The sequence below is a fragment of the Novosphingobium sp. SG720 genome (assembly GCF_012275365.1).
GTDB lineage: Bacteria > Pseudomonadota > Alphaproteobacteria > Sphingomonadales > Sphingomonadaceae > Novosphingobium > Novosphingobium rhizosphaerae.
The window spans coordinates 70,662-85,118 of record NZ_JAAZQN010000003.1; the positions used below are offsets into that span (position 1 = coordinate 70,662).

Annotated in this window: 15 protein-coding genes; 6 read left to right on the forward strand and 9 right to left on the reverse strand. The window is 64.8% G+C overall.

Annotated features, from left to right (window positions below):
- Positions 1 to 28 precede the first annotated feature (28 nt).
- The 5 genes from FHW94_RS12570 to FHW94_RS12590 all read right to left on the reverse strand — a co-directional run bounded on the left by FHW94_RS12570 (position 29) and on the right by FHW94_RS12590 (position 4,565).
- Positions 29 to 1,045, reverse strand: a complete 1,017-nt coding sequence (locus FHW94_RS12570; RefSeq protein WP_168556197.1) for a major capsid protein — start codon at positions 1,043 to 1,045, stop codon at positions 29 to 31.
- Between the two features lie 12 nt (positions 1,046 to 1,057).
- The gene (locus FHW94_RS12575; protein ID WP_168556198.1) at positions 1,058 to 1,711 is read right to left on the reverse strand and encodes a hypothetical protein; all 654 of its coding nucleotides are present in this window, start codon (positions 1,709 to 1,711) and stop codon (positions 1,058 to 1,060) included.
- Positions 1,712 to 1,993: 282 nt separating this feature from the next.
- The gene (locus FHW94_RS12580; protein WP_246866116.1) at positions 1,994 to 3,667 is read right to left on the reverse strand and encodes a portal protein; all 1,674 of its coding nucleotides are present in this window, start codon (positions 3,665 to 3,667) and stop codon (positions 1,994 to 1,996) included.
- A complete protein-coding gene (locus FHW94_RS12585) occupies positions 3,660 to 3,875 on the reverse strand; it encodes a hypothetical protein (protein WP_168556199.1) in 216 nt (71 codons plus the stop codon). The genes FHW94_RS12580 and FHW94_RS12585 overlap by 8 nt, the downstream gene beginning before the upstream one ends.
- A gap of 153 nt (positions 3,876 to 4,028) precedes the next feature.
- Positions 4,029 to 4,565, reverse strand: coding sequence for a TIGR02594 family protein (locus tag FHW94_RS12590; protein ID WP_168556200.1), 537 nt, complete (start codon positions 4,563 to 4,565; stop codon positions 4,029 to 4,031).
- Here FHW94_RS12590 and FHW94_RS12595 point away from each other — a divergent pair.
- Positions 4,564 to 4,737 carry a hypothetical protein gene (locus tag FHW94_RS12595; protein ID WP_168556201.1) on the forward strand — a complete coding sequence of 58 codons (174 nt, stop codon included), beginning with the start codon at positions 4,564 to 4,566 and terminating at the stop codon, positions 4,735 to 4,737. The two genes, FHW94_RS12590 and FHW94_RS12595, sit on opposite strands and share 2 nt — an antisense overlap.
- Positions 4,738 to 4,772: 35 nt before the next feature.
- On the opposite strand, the gene FHW94_RS12600 is transcribed toward FHW94_RS12595, so the two are convergent.
- From FHW94_RS12600 to FHW94_RS12610, 3 genes are read right to left on the reverse strand one after another with little or no spacing between them, the layout of a single operon-like run.
- Entirely contained in the window at positions 4,773 to 6,269 is a 1,497-nt protein-coding gene (locus tag FHW94_RS12600; RefSeq protein ID WP_246866117.1) for a terminase, read from the reverse strand.
- A 12-nt stretch (positions 6,270 to 6,281) separates the two neighbouring features.
- Complete coding sequence (locus FHW94_RS12605; RefSeq protein WP_168556203.1) at positions 6,282 to 6,731, reverse strand: hypothetical protein; 450 nt, start codon at positions 6,729 to 6,731, stop codon at positions 6,282 to 6,284.
- On the reverse strand, positions 6,731 to 7,150 hold the full coding sequence (locus FHW94_RS12610) for a hypothetical protein (RefSeq protein WP_168556204.1): 420 nt from the start codon (positions 7,148 to 7,150) through the stop codon (positions 6,731 to 6,733). The genes FHW94_RS12605 and FHW94_RS12610 overlap by 1 nt, the downstream gene beginning before the upstream one ends.
- Before the next feature lie 363 nt (positions 7,151 to 7,513).
- Between FHW94_RS12610 and FHW94_RS12615 the strand changes: the two genes are divergently transcribed.
- Positions 7,514 to 7,762: a hypothetical protein gene (locus FHW94_RS12615; protein ID WP_168556205.1), complete on the forward strand. Its 249-nt coding sequence runs from the start codon at positions 7,514 to 7,516 to the stop codon at positions 7,760 to 7,762.
- Here the strand turns inward: FHW94_RS12615 and FHW94_RS12620 are convergent.
- Positions 7,749 to 8,138, reverse strand: coding sequence for a DUF4440 domain-containing protein (locus tag FHW94_RS12620; protein ID WP_168556206.1), 390 nt, complete (start codon positions 8,136 to 8,138; stop codon positions 7,749 to 7,751). The genes FHW94_RS12615 and FHW94_RS12620 overlap by 14 nt on opposite strands.
- A 124-nt stretch (positions 8,139 to 8,262) precedes the next feature.
- Between FHW94_RS12620 and FHW94_RS12625 the strand changes: the two genes are divergently transcribed.
- The 4 genes from FHW94_RS12625 (at position 8,263) to FHW94_RS12640 (ending at position 14,439) form a co-directional block, all read left to right on the forward strand.
- Positions 8,263 to 9,537 (forward strand): HD-GYP domain-containing protein, encoded by a 1,275-nt coding sequence (locus tag FHW94_RS12625; RefSeq protein WP_169476782.1) that lies wholly within the window; start codon positions 8,263 to 8,265, stop codon positions 9,535 to 9,537.
- Between the two features lie 177 nt (positions 9,538 to 9,714).
- A complete protein-coding gene (gene betB, locus FHW94_RS12630) occupies positions 9,715 to 11,127 on the forward strand; it encodes a betaine-aldehyde dehydrogenase (protein ID WP_246866118.1) in 1,413 nt (470 codons plus the stop codon).
- Positions 11,114 to 12,784, forward strand: a complete 1,671-nt coding sequence (betA, locus tag FHW94_RS12635; protein WP_168556209.1) for a choline dehydrogenase — start codon at positions 11,114 to 11,116, stop codon at positions 12,782 to 12,784. The genes betB and betA overlap by 14 nt, the downstream gene beginning before the upstream one ends.
- Positions 12,781 to 14,439, forward strand: a complete 1,659-nt coding sequence (locus tag FHW94_RS12640) for an APC family permease (RefSeq protein WP_168556210.1) — start codon at positions 12,781 to 12,783, stop codon at positions 14,437 to 14,439. Before betA ends, FHW94_RS12640 begins: the two co-directional genes overlap by 4 nt.
- Positions 14,440 to 14,457: the final 18 nt, after the last annotated feature.

Sequence of the window (14,457 nt, forward strand, 5' to 3'; positions counted from 1 at the left end):
TTACGGCGCCGGAACCAGAGCTTGCGCGTCAGGCGACGAGTGCTTCGTTGGTGACGAGGGCGTCGGTTTCGCGAATGGGGATGCCGCGCCAGGTCATCACTTCCTCGCCCTGGATTTCCATGGGCGTCAGGCGCACGAAGTTGTCCACGCCGCTGCGACCGTTGCTGGTTTCGGCGTCCAGCGCTTCAAGCAGCACCCGGTTCATGTAGATCACGGTGCGGCCGGGGCTCACCTGGCCTTCACGCTCCATGTGATAGGCGCGGCGGCCCTGGAGCTTGTAGTACAGCTTGCGCAGCAGCGGGTTGAGCGCCACCGTGCCGGCCACCACGTCCGACACGTCGATGTTGGCGATGCGCCCGTTGAAGCGCCAGTCCTTCACGCACAGCCCCATGTGCTGGGTGAACTTCTCTTCCTTGACGTAATAGGGGTTGCCATTGCCATCGAGCACGCGCTGGCGCCCCATGTCTTCGCGCTGCACGCCGGCCGGCACCGAATCCGGCACGATCACGCTGGTCTGCATGTCACCATGGGTGACGAACCAGATCGATGCATTGTCGGCCTGTGCGCCGCCGGCATTCACCACGTTGGCGTTCGACAGCGAGTTGTAGCGCGGCGCCAGGCCGTGGAACTGCTTGCCGTTCACCTTGACGTCGGAATACCAGATCGCGCTTTCCACCGTCTGGGCGATCGATTCCAGGAAGCCCTGGCCTTCCACCAGCCGCAGCTTGGCCGCTTCGGCGGGCTTGAGGTTGAGCAGGCGTTCGTCCACCGAGGAAAGACCTTCGACGAACCCGGTCGTGTCCTTCACTTCGGTGTAGTTGCCCTTGGACTGGGCGATGCCCTGGTAGAGCGCGCCCCATGAAACGCTGGGCAGGCCGGTGCGGATCGTCGAGCGATGCTCGGTGCCGCTGTTGCAGCTCACCACGTTGGCGTCCTTCATGAAGGGCGTCAGCTGGGTCAGCGCCTCCACCACGTCGCCCAGGCCGTCGCCGCCGGCCTTGAGCACATCGATCAGGTTCCAGTAACTCGAGCCGAGAATGGCCATGAAGCTATCTCCTTACTTCGCTTCTTGGGGGTAGAGACGTTCCCAGACGGGGCGCTGGTTGGCGCTGCCGGCATGGGCACGGGCAAAGCCGCTGTCCTCGCTGAGCAATTCGCCCAGGCGGCGGAACGCGCGGATCATGTCGGGGTGGTTGCCAAAGCCGCTGTCGGCCAGCGCCTGGCGGAACGGGTGCCCCTCGTTGAAACCCAGGGCATCCAGGCCGCGTGCGGCCAGGTGCTCGCTCTGCGCGCGCCGGGCACCGCCGATTTCGGGATCGGCGGCAAACTCCTCGGCCCAGGCGCGCTTCTGCGCGGCGGCGGCATCGGCGAAATGGGCCAGCAGGCTTTCCTGCGTGCGCTGCATCACGCCTTGCGCCAAGGGCAGCAGCTTGCCGGCCTGCTCGTTGGAAAGGCCCAACTCGCGCAGCACCGGCTCGGCGCTTTCCACCAGTTGGGAGTCCAGCGCCATGCCGTCGAGTGCCAGGTCATAGCGTTCGGGAACGCCCGCCTGCGTCGGTTCGGTTGCGACAGAAGGGGAGTGGGCCGGTTCAGCGGCGCCCGGCTGGGCGGTCGAACCGGCGCTGGCCGGGGCCGTTGCCGGCTGGCCCGTCGGCGCCGGGTTCATCGTCGGGAAGCTCGTCGTATCGGGTGCGGGGATGGGGTCGCTCAAGGCGGTTTTCCTTTGCACTGAGGGCAGCATCGAGCACGGCCTGCATGGTCGTCAGGCCCAGCGGATCCTGGGCGCGGATCGCCTCGTCCTGGCCGCGATGGGCGAGCGCGATCAGGTCGAAACCCAAGCTGCGCCGCCCTTCGAGGAAGGCGAGCAGGGTACCATCGGCCCCGCTGACCATTGTCTGTTGCCCCAGCAGCCCCGCCGCTTGAATCGCTGCGTGCAGGAAGCGGCGGAATTCGAGACGGCCCAGCAAGGCGGCGGCATCTTCACTGGTAACGCTCACGGTTGGATCAGCCGCTTGAGCAGGTTTTCGCCGCCCACGTCGGCGCGCGAGAGCAGTTCTGCTGCGGCGGCCGCGTCTTTCATCGCGGGCACCATCTGGCTGATCTGCGCGGCCGCCTGGGCGGCATGGGCCGCCTCTCCTCGCTGGGTGCGCAAGTGCGCCACTTGGGCGGCCGGTCGCATGATCCGCGCTGGGGTACCGGCGCGCCAGGCGTATTCGTCCACCGCCTCGTCGAAGTCGATCTTGTCCAGAACTTCGGGATGGGCGGCCGCCAGATTGCCGACAAAGCCCACCACCCGCTCGATCTGGCCGATGCCGACCATGCGCTGCATCTGCTGCAGGATGCTCACGAATTCCACGCGCACTCCGCGCCCGTGGAGGGCTGGCGGAGCCGGCGGCAACATGGCCCCGCGGCTCAGGATCGCAAAGGCGCGATCGATCGCCACTTGCAGCTTTTCGTTGGCCACGCGTTCGATCACGGGGCCAAGCTGGGTCAGCTTTTCCTCGTTGCGGCTGACGATTTCCTCAACATTGCGGGGCTGCACGCCGCGCATGTTGGTGATGGCGTTGAACAGGTCGGCAAAGCTCAAGCCGTCGATCTGGCGGCGGCATTTGTCCATTTCCTCGCCGATCGCCGCCACGGCCTGGTAGGGCATCTGGTAGGGGATCACCACGCCGTCGCGGTCCAGCCCAGATGCCGTTACCGTGCGCCCCGGTTCGCCGGTCAGGTGCACGCCCGGCGGCACGATCTTCTCGGGCTTGACCATCTGGTCGATGGCCTCGTTGCGGCGCTTGGCCTGCATCTGCAATTCGCGCAGCGCCGGCAGGGCTTCCATGCCGGGCGAATGGCCGTAAGTGTCCCCACCCACCACGTCCCAGCGCGGGGCCCAGAACGGCTGCTCGTTATAGCCCGCAAGCTTGAGCAGGCTGTCACCGCGTGCGCCCGCTTCCCAATAGACGCTGCGCCAGGCCTTGGAGCCAAAGCGATGCGGGTCGTGGTCCGGGTCCGGCTCGATGGCGTGGAACACTTCCACCACCGTCTCGTACTGGCTGCGATCATAGAGCGCGCGCACGGCCGGAGAGACGGCGGGGCCAAAGGTTTGCACCGCCTGGCGCACGCTCATCGGGCAGGTGCGATAAAGCGTATCGGGCACCAGCGCGTCAGACAACGCGATCCAGTATTCGCCAAAGGTCAGTGCGTGGCACACCGCGCCTGCCAGCGGATGCTCCACCATCACGCAGGCTTCGGTGCCGAACAGGCCCATCTCGCCATAGCCGGCCTTGGCCGCCCCATAGAAGTTGGTCGATGCCAGAAAGGCATAGAGCCGGCGCTCCACCGCCGAAAGCCAGGCGCGCACGCCTTGCGCGTCCATCAGGTCGTCGTCGGCGGTCTTGAGGGTAAACCAAGGGCGCGATGCACTGGAAAGGCCCGATGTCATCCCGTTGGTCAGCGTGCGGAATGCCTCGATCCCGTGTGGGTCGAACAGCGTGCGGTTCCACTGTCGGCGCCGCGCGCCCGAACGATCCTTGCTCCCGGCCAGGAACCGCGAACGGGCTGGCTGGGCAAAGCGGGCGATCTGCTCGGCTTCGGCTTCATAATCCTGGCGAACGGATTTCATCCCGGCCAGACGTGCCTCGCAATGGGCGCGGATCGATTTGTGATCAGCCAAGAGTGCCTCCCGAACCGAGAGTGGCCGAACCAAGCGTGGTGGAAGAAATCCGCGCTGCGCCGGTCAGGCCCAGCGGCGAAGTGACCATCCCGGCCAGGATCGCGCGGCGCCAGCGGCTGTTGTCCATGGCGCCGGCTGGCGCTCCCTGGTCAGGCAGTTTCAGGCTTTGCCGCTCGGGCGCGGTGGGAACGGTGGGCGTGCTGCACATCTAGGCACCTCCATGGATTGAAGGCGCTTGTAAGCCGGGGGCGGCCCAGCTTGAATCGCTGGTGCAGGGCTCCATGATCGCAATGAAACGCGCATGAAAAAGGCCCCGCCCGAACTGGGACAGGGCCTTTTAAAGCGTCCTGTTGATAGTGGGTTATGCTTCCTTGATCGAAGCGTCACCATTCCTGGCCAGGCGAATGACTTTCATCGAAGGCGGTGCATTGGTGTAGATCGGCCGCCGCGCGGCATAGAGACGCTCGCGCGGCACGCTGCGAATGCACACCTGGTCGCTCTGGTTGCCGCCCAGCACGTGAAAATTGGCGTTGTCCTCGCCCACGTAAAGCCCAACGTGCCCGCCGCCGGGGCGGATGAATACCAGCGTATCGCCCAGCATCGGTTGACCGGCCTGCTCACCGAATTTGGCCCAGTTCAGCGCCCACAGCGGATTGGGCGGCAGCGGCTTGCCCGCTCGCTTGGCCACCACGGCCATGAACAGGCCGCACCATGGTACAGAGTCTGCATAATAGTCATGCGCCACTTGCGTGCCGACTTCTTCAGCCCATTTTATGATGACCGGATTGTCACCCGGCCCCGGCTGCTCCTTGGTGCCGAACAGCTTGAGAGCTTCGACTATCATCTTGGGCGGATTGGCAATATTTCCGAGATAGGCATAAGCTGCGGGTAGTTTCATGATCGATCCCTCCCTCATCATGCCTGCGCCGGCATTTACCAATATTCCAGGCGCAGAGACGCGTTTGTGGCAACAGATGTTCCACAATGAATTATTGGATATGGGCAAGATGGAGGCGCGTTTTGTGCTGTCCCGAAGCGAATCGCGCCGATTTATATTTGCATATTTCTGAATATATTGTCTGATGGCAAGTTAAATCGCAGCCGCTCAACCCAGCTCGCCATAGCGTCCCGCTCCGTCATCGGCCTGGGCTGCGGGTTCCAGCCAGGCCGGCAGCGCGCGCGGACCCACCGCTTCGGCAAATGTGCAGGCCAGTGCATCGGCCCAGTCCGGACTGGGCAATCCGCGCCGCTTCATCTCGGGCTTCTTTTCCAGCTGCACGCGGGTGTCGTCGGCGGCGAAGGAATAGGTCGGTCCGATCAGGTCGTCGCACAGTCGGTCGCTGTCGGGCACCGCGCCCTGGCCCAGCCACGCGCGCATCCGCGTCCAGATCTCGGCACGTTTGTTGGCTGTCGGCACGGAAACGCCGGGTTCCAGTTCGGCCTCGCGCCCCTTGCCGCCAAACCACACCTCGATCACTGGCGTATCGCCCAGCAACTGGCGCAGGCGATCGACCACCGCCGCGCCCACGTTGCCCGCGTCCACAAAGATCGCATCGGGCCGGTGTCGCGCCGCCTCCAGGGCGATGTCGCCGGCCAGTTGCATGGCATCCACCCCGCGCCAGTTCTTCCACGGCCGGCTGCGCGCATCGCGGCCACAGCGGATCGCCAGCACGCTTTCATCGTCGCCAAACCGCGCACAGTCCACGCCAAAGATCACCGGGTCGGTCGGCAATCCGGCGGGCACCACGCGCCGTCGCGCGGCTTCGGCCAGGTCCTGCGGGATGAACTGCATCGTGCTGCTCGATGGGAACTGGCCTCGCACGCGCACGCGCACCACGTCACTGTCTGCGCCGTAGGCGGCCACCAGCTCGTTGAGGTAATCGGCGTTCACGCCTTCCACTTCGCGCGCGTCGATCTGCGCGGTGCGCCACAGGTTGCGATGCTTGCCAAAGCATTCGCGGAACGCGCCGGTGTTCTGCGTCGGATTGCCGAATGCCAGCCAGATCAATTCGGTATCGGCATCGGTCAGGGCGCCCAGCGCCACTTCCCACACTTTGTCGGCAATGCCCGACGCCTCGTCGAAGATCAGCACGATGCGCCGGCCCATGTTGTGCAGGCCGGCAAAGGCCTCGGTGTTGTGCTCACTCCACGTCACCAGGTCGGCCCGCCATGATGGGCCCCGGCCCTGCGCGGTCGAGGCCAGTGCCCGCCGGGTCTGGGCAAACCAGTCGGCCGTCAGCGCGAGGCCCGCCCACTTGGCGATTTCCGGTGCTGTCTTGGTATCGAGTTGGCTTTCGGTATTGGCGGTGACCAGCACGCGCGCATCGGGGCAGGTGTCCAGCGCCCACTTGACGATCATTGCCACCAGTGCCGATTTGCCGATGCCATGTCCCGATGCCCGCGCCAGGCGCAGCGGGGTATGCCGCGTGACCGGATCGGCCAGATGCGCGCCGATCTCCTCCAGCACGTCGCGTTGCCAGCGGCGCGGCCCGGCCATGCCCGCCAACGGCCCCTGGCCCCAGGGATAGGCAAACAATGCGTGTCCCAACGGATCGTGGGTAAACGCGCCGATCGCCTCGGCCAGATCCGCCGTTCTCGACAATTTCCCCGCCATTCACCGCCCCTTCAATACCCGCGCCCGCGCCGCGGCCAACCGCTCGCTCCAGTCCTGGCTTTCGCCTGGCCCCGCGCTTTCGCCGTATTTCCCCGGTGCCCATTTCGAGAGCAGTTTCAATCGCGTCTCCACCCGCAGCCGGGCACGGGCCACGTTGTCCGGGTTCTTGGTGGCGGAAACCGTGCCGTCGGCCTTTTCCTTGCAGATCACGTCGCCGGCATCGTCGTCGGCAATTTCCAGGGTTTCCTCCGCGATCGCCTCGAACCCCGCTTCGCGCGCCAGGGAAAAGCGGCGGGCAAAGTCCTTGTCTTCCAGCCGCCAGCGCTGCACCAATCCCGGTGCCACCTGGTGCCGCCGGCACAGCTTGCGCAGCGTGATGCCTTCGGCCAGCCCGGCGAGCAGCAGGTCTTCCAGCGCCGGATCGCGCCCCGCCTTGCGCACGCGCGTCATCAGCGCAGGCCCTTTCCGGTCTTGTAGGGCTTGCGGTCGGTCGGACGCGGCGTTGCACTGGTCGGCAGGCGCGCGGGCGGCGGCGTGTGGGTGCCCTTGGGCACATGCGGGGTGTCGTCGCGCATGTTGGCGGCCCGCGCCGTGCGCTCACCCGTGGCCACGATTTCCACGATGCGAAACCGCTGGTATCGCTCCACCCGGATCAGTCCCTTGCGTTCCAGGCGCTTGACCATGACCGGCCCCATCGAGCACGAATTGTACCCGCACAGCATTTCGATATCGATGTTGGTAGGGCAGGGCAGCCCGGCCTGTGCGGCTTCGGCCAGTGCGCGATAGGCGGTTCGTTCGGTCCAGGTCAGGCCGGCCAGCGAAACCTTGGCGGGGGCATCGGCAGCAACGGTGGCGATGGCATCGGTCATCAGGACTTTTCCTTTGACGGTTGATTTCGCTGCAGCATCCGCAGCACTCCAAGCAGGCCGACGCCCCGCGCCGTTGCGTTTTCTGCAGTGTGGATGCAGGCTTTAAATCAAGGATTTGTGCTCTTGCCCGGCGTGTGCTTGGCCAGCTTGCCGCCGTTGCCCCTTGGCGGGAGAGGGCTAGGCGGAAAGGGCGCCGGGCTCAGCGGGCATAGGAACTAGATATAGGAAAAATCCTAAATATCCAGTCGAGATGCTGCCAAATCCGCGTCAAAATCGCTAAACGGCGATTCAATAAAAGGAAATTTCCTTTAACCGAAGCGGTAAATTCCGTCCGCTCGTGCGGCATTTTTGCCAAGGTGAACCATGGCCGATTCGTCCGTGCCCAGCCGCCCGCCTAGCCTTCCGCCCGGCTGGATCTGGTATGATGCCCGGTTGCCCGATGGTCGCCAGCATCGCTTTGCCCACGCCGTTTCAGACGATCACGCCGCATTGCTGGCGCGGGCTTGGGCAATCTGGTCGCCGGCGCGCGCGGGCCGCGATGGTCGTTTCCTGGCGCCTGGCCTTTTGGTGCAGGCAGCCATGGAACAGGTTGATCGCTTCATTCCATTGTGACGAAGATTTCGGCCACAATCACCCAGACACCACCGATCTCGCGCCACTTCGCGCTATATTGGCCTGCCGCCTGGATCGTGCCGCTCTGGGCGTCGCGGCCTTGCCACGCCCCGTGTTCCAGGGCGATGGGCGCCACTGGTGATGGCACGATCGTGGTGGGCGTTCGCACATAGATGCTGCTCGTCCGCGCCGAGAATTCGCGCTTCCAGGCCAGCAGTTGCGCCTTGCGACCGGCAAGAATCGCACTGTCGCTTCCCGTCACCAATACCACGTCGGGTGCCAGCAACGGCCCGATCGCGGCCAGATCGGCGTCGGCCAAGGCCCGGTTGAATGCGGCGCGGCGCAGGCGGATGGCAAGGTCGGCTGGGTGATTCATCGTGCGTCTCTCACCACGTCACGGTGGGCCGGGCAACCGTTCGTCGCGTTTAACCTTGTTCTTGCGGGTTTTCCCTGTCGCCCGCTTAGCCACGCGGGAAGCCGGCCCGCGCATTCTGTCCGGCATGATCCGCCAGATTCCTCCCGAACACGTCAAGCTTGGCATGTTCATATGCGGATTCGGCGGATCGTGGTTCGATCATCCGTTCTGGCGGACGCGCTTCGTCATCGCGAGCCATGACGATCTCGAAAAGGTGCACGCCGCCGACGTGCCCTACGTCATCATCGATGAGTCGCGCGGCGCCAAGCACGAAGGCGCAGCGTCAGATGCCGCGCCAGCCGCCGCCCGCCCGCCGGCAATCCCGGCACCTGCTCCCAGGCATTGCCGCCGCGTGCCCGTTCCCCCACCCGATCGTTCCGGCGCGTTGGCACAAAGCATCGCTCGCCAGCGCCGTCGCCAGGTCCAGCAGATGGTCGGCCAGGCGCGGCAAACCATGCGTGGCCTGTTTGACGATGCGCGGATGGGCCGCGCAGTGCGCGTGGCCGATACCCACCAGCTGGTTGACGATATCGCCCAGGCGGTGGCCAACAGTCCGCGCACCGTGCTCGATATCGTCCGGCTCAAGAGCAAGGATGAATATACCTTCGCCCATTCGGTGGCGGTGTGCACGCTGATGATCAACGTTGCCACGTTCCTGGGATTGAGCGAGGCGGAAACGCGCGACTATGGCCAGGCCGGGTTGCTGCACGATCTGGGCAAGATCGGCATCCCGCAAGACGTGCTCAACAAGCCCGACATGCTCACGCGGGAAGAGTTCGCCGTGGTTCGCGATCATCCCGAACACGGATTTCGCCTGCTCCAGGCTTCGGGGGACGTATGTGCCACGGCGCTCGATGTCTGCCGTCATCATCATGAACGGCAGGATGGCAACGGCTATCCTCTGGGCCTGGCTGCCCACCAGATCAGCCGCGCCGCCGCGCTTGGCGCGATCTGCGATTGCTATGATGCGCTGACGTCGGATCGCATCTACAAGCAGGCGTGGTCACCGCCCCAGGCCCTGGCCGCGATGTGGAGTTGGGAGGGCCACTTCGATCGCGACCTGCTGTTCACGTTCATGCAAAGCATCGGCGTCTTTCCGCCTGGCATGGTCGTGCGCTTGCGTTCCAATCGGCTCGCACTGGTCCAGCCCGGCCGCCGACAGGATACCGGTCCCCACGTTACGGCCTTCTTCTGCACACGCGAACGCGAAGCGCTGCCCCCGCAGGACATGCTTCTCGACGACACCAATCCCCTCGACAGCATCGTTGGCCATGCCTGCCCCCACGAATGGGGTGTGCCGCAGTGGCAACAACTGCGCCTGCGGTTGTGGCGCGGTGCGGTAGATGCGTTGCCTGCCTGACCCGTCGCATAAGTAAACTTAATGCGTCACATCGGGGTCAGTGATAGGTGTAGCAAAATAAATAATTGTTTTTTATAGTAATTTCCAGAAGGCTCGGAATCCCCAACAGTTCGGAAAAATTGATTCCGCCGCGCCATCACGTATTCTGTGTGCTTGTGACGCCAGACAGAGGGCATGATGGCACCGGCTACCTTCGAAACGATCAATCCCGCCACGGGTGAAGTGCTCGCCACGATCCCAATTGCCGGGGCGGTGGAAATCGATGCCGCCGTGGCTCGCGCCAAAGTCGCGCAGAAGCAGTGGGCCCGTCTCACCGGAACCGAGCGCGGCCGCATCCTGCGCCGAGCCGTGGAAATCCTGCGCGCGCGCAACGATGAACTCGCCCTGCTGGAAACGCGTGATACCGGCAAGCCGATCCAAGAAACCATTGCCGTCGATGTGCTCTCGGGCGCCGACTGCATAGAATACTATGCCAATGTTGCGGCCACGATTGCCGGAGAGCATGTCGATCTTGGCCCTGGCGCGTTCGGCTATACCCGGCGCGAGCCGCTGGGGGTCACCGCCGGCATCGGCGCGTGGAACTATCCCCTGCAGATCGCCTGCTGGAAATCGGCGCCTGCGCTGGTCTGCGGCAATGCCATGATCTTCAAGCCTGCCGAACTCACCCCGCTCACCGCGATCGAACTGGAAAAGATCTATATCGAGGCCGGCGTCCCCGAAGGCGTGTTTCAGGTGGTTCAGGGCTTTGCCGCCACTGGCCAGTTGCTCTCGCGTCATCCCGGCATCGCCAAGATTTCTCTGACGGGCGAAGTCGGCACTGGCCGCAAGGTCATGGCTGACGCTGCCGCCACGCTCAAGCAGGTCACGCTGGAACTGGGCGGCAAGAGCCCACTCATCGTGTTTCCCGATGCCGATCTCGACAATGCGGTGTCTGGCGCACTCCTGGCCAATTTCTATTCCGCCGGCGAAGTCTGTTCCAACGGTACCCGCGTGTTCGTCCACGCCTCGGTCATCGATGATTTCCTTGCCCGGTTGAAGGCGCGCACCGAAGCGATGGTGGTGGGCGATCCCGCCGATCCGGCCACCCACGTCGGCGCGCTGATCAGCCAGGCCCACATGGACAAGGTCCTGGGCTACATCGAAAAGGGCAAGGCCGAAGGCGCTACGCTTGTCACAGGCGGCCACCGCGTTACGGCCAACGGCTGCGACAAGGGCGCGTTCGTCGCGCCCACGGTCTTTGCTGCCTGCCACGATGGCATGACCATCGTGCAGGAGGAAATCTTCGGCCCGGTCATGGCCGTGCTGCCTTTCACCGAAGAAGCCGAGGTGGTCGAGCGTGCCAACGCCACCGAGTTCGGCCTCGCCGGCGCTGTGTTCACGCAAGACATCACGCGCGCTCACCGCGTGGTGGCGGCGCTCGATGCCGGTACCTGCTGGATCAATACCTACAACATCACGCCGATCGAACTGCCGTTTGGCGGGGTCAAGCAATCGGGCCTCGGCCGCGAAAACAGCCGCGCCGCCATCGAGCATTATACGCGCCTCAAGAGCGTCTATGTCGCCATGGAGCCGATCGATGCCCCCTACTGACGCCGAAACCTTCGATTATGTGATCGTGGGGGCAGGGTCGGCCGGCTGCGTCCTGGCCAACCGGCTCACCGCCGACGGCCGCCACCGCGTGCTGCTGCTCGAATTCGGCGGTTCGGATCGCTCGATCTTCATCCAGATGCCGGCCGCGCTGGCCTATCCGATGAACACCACGCGGTGGAACTGGCGCTACGAATCCGAACCCGAACCCCACCTCAACAACCGCCGCCTGCATTGCCCGCGCGGCAAGGGGCTGGGCGGCTCCTCCTCGATCAATGGCCTCGTCTATGTGCGCGGCAATCCGCTCGATTTCGAAGAGTGGCAGGAACAGGGCGCGCATGGTTGGGGCTATGCCCAGGTGCTGCCCTATTTCAAGCGCGCGGAAACCCGCGCCGAAGGCGGCAACGCCTATCGTGGAGGGGATGGCCCGCTTTCCACCACCTATGGCACGCTCGACAATCCGCTCCACCACGCCTGGATGGAGGCCGCGCGCCAGGCTGGCTACCAATTGACCGAGGATTACAACGGCTTCCAGCAGGAAGGCTTTGGCCGCATGGACATGACCGTGCGCAACGGCGAACGTTGTTCGTCGGCCAAGGCGCACCTCTATGACGCGGTCAAGCGCCCGAACCTGAAAGTTGAACAGCACGCGTTGGCCACCCGCATCCTGTTCGAAGGCACGCGCGCCGTGGGCGTGGAATACGAGCGTGGCGGCACCCTCCATACCGTGCGCGCCAGCCTCGAAGTCATTCTGTCGGGCGGCCCGATCAATTCGGTCCAGTTGCTCAAGCTGTCGGGCATCGGCCCGGCCGATGAACTCGCCAGCCATGGCATTCCCGTCCTGGCCGATCGCGCCGGGGTCGGCGCCAATCTGCAGGATCACCTGGAATTCTATTTCCAGATGGCCTGCACCCAGCCGATCACCCTGTTCGGCCATGCCAATCTGGTCGGGAAAGCCAAGGTGGGCCTCGAATGGCTGCTCCGCCGCACCGGTCTTGGCGCGTCCAACCACTTTGAATCCTGCGGTTTCATCCGCAGCCGCGCGGGCATCCGCTATCCTGATATCCAGTACCACTTCTTCCCGATGGCCATCAATTACGACGGCTCCTCGCTCGCCACGGAGCATGGCTTCCAGGCCCACGTTGGCCCGATGCGCTCGAAAAGTCGCGGCACGGTCACGCTGCGCAGCGCCGACCCGCGCGAAAAGCCGGCGATCCGCTTCAACTACATGAGCCACCCGGATGATTGGGCCGAAATGCGCGCCTGCGTGCGCCTGACGCGCGAAATCTTCCAGCAGCCCGCCTTTGCCGCATTCCGTGGCCGGGAAATCCAGCCCGGCGCCGATTGTGTTACCGACGAACAGATCGATGCTTTCATCGCCGACAAAGTGGAAAGCGCGCTGCACCCTTCGTGCACCGCGCGCATGGGCCGCCCTGATGATCCTTTGGCGGTGGTCGATCCCGAATTGCGCGTGATCGGCGTCTCCGGCCTGCGCGTGGTCGATAGCTCGGTGATGCCCTCGATCACCACCGGCAATCTCAACGCGCCCACGATCATGATCGGGGAAAAGGCGGCTGACCATATCCTGGGCAAGCCGCTGCTGCCTGCGTCGAACGAACCCTATTACGTCCACCCCCACTGGGAGACGCAGCAGCGATGAGCGGTCAAGACCACGCCACGGCCCTGGCCGCCCCCGCCGGCGAACTGCATCGCTCGCTCGATTGGAAGGGGGCGTTCTGGGCCTCCTCGGGCGTGCCGGCCGGCGTGCTGCTCACCATGGGGGGCATCGCCGCCACGATCGGCCAGCCCAGTTGGGTGGTGTGGATCGCCTCGATCCTGATGGGTTTCATCCAAAGCTTCGTCTACGCCGAAATCGCCGGGCTCTATCCGCACAAGTCGGGCGGCGCCTCGGTCTATGGCGCGGCCGCCTGGCTGCCTTACAGCCGTTTCGTCGCGCCCATTTCCATCTGGGCCAACTGGCTCGCCTGGTCCCCGGTGCTTACCCTCGCCACCAGCCTGGCTGCGGGGTACATCATGGCCAGCCTGTTCGCGCCCGACGCCGCGATCATGACTTGGCAGATCAAGCTGGTCGATCTCGGCTTCGTGCGCCCCGGCCTCAGCTTGCGCATCAACGCGGTCTCGCTCATCGCCACCGCGTTCCTGCTGCTGACATTTGCCCTGCAGCACGGCGGCGCCGCGCGCGCGGCCCACGCGCAAAAGATCCTGGGCCTGGTGTGCCTCGCGCCGCTGATCCTCGTCGGCCTCATCCCGGTTTTCACCGGCAACCTGCCGCGCGAACATCTCTTCCCCCTCCTGCCGATGCTGCGTGATGCTGCGGGCCATGCCGGGTTCGGTTCGTGGAACGGCTATGGCCTCGTCCTGCTCATGGGCGCCATGTTCGGAGCCGGCTGGTCCACCTACGGCTTTGAAACGGCGGTGTGCTACACCCGCGAATTCCGCAACCCGGCGCGCGATACGCCGCGCGCGATCATCGCCTCGGGCGTGTTGTGCATCCTCGTCTTCGCGCTGGTGCCGCTGGCTTTCCAGGCCTCGCTCGGCCTCGATGCGATGCTATCGCCCTCGATCTACGATGGCTCTGGCGTGGCGCAGGCACTGGCGGCCATCGTGGTCAAGGGGCTGGGGCTGGTCGCCTCCAGCCATGCGGGCGTGCTGATTGCCAACCTGTTCATCGCCATGCTGATCCTGTCGTTGCTGCTCATCGTGATGACGTCGATGATGGGATCCTCGCGCACGCTGTACCAGGCTTCGGTCGATGGCTGGCTGCCGCGCTATCTCTCGCGCGTGAACAGCCACGGTGCCCCCACCGCCGCGATGTGGACGGACCTGGGCTTCAACCTCATCCTGCTCCTGGCATCAGACTATTTTGCCGTACTGATGATCAGCAACGTCTGCTACCTGGCGTTCAATTTCCTCAATCTCCAGGCCGGCTGGATTCATCGCATCGATCGCGGAGAGCGGGAACGTCCGTTCCGCTGCCCCACCTGGCTCCTGGCGCTGGGTTGCACTTTCGGCTTCGTCAACATGGCTTTCATGGGGGCGGGCGCCGATGTCTGGGGCGCGGGTACCCTGCGTAACGGCCTTATCGCTCTGCTGCTGATCGTGCCGGTCTTCGCCTGGCGCCATTATGTCCAGGACAAGGGTGTGTTCCCGCACGCCTTGGTCGAAGACTATGCCCGCAATGCGGATGGCAGCATGACGCGCCGTGCCGGTTGGCTGCCCTGGCTCGCTCTTGCTGGTTGCGCGGGGTTGATTGCCGTCACTCACGCCTTCGCGTTGCACCATACCGCCGGGTGAACCGGCGCGTGCGTGCGC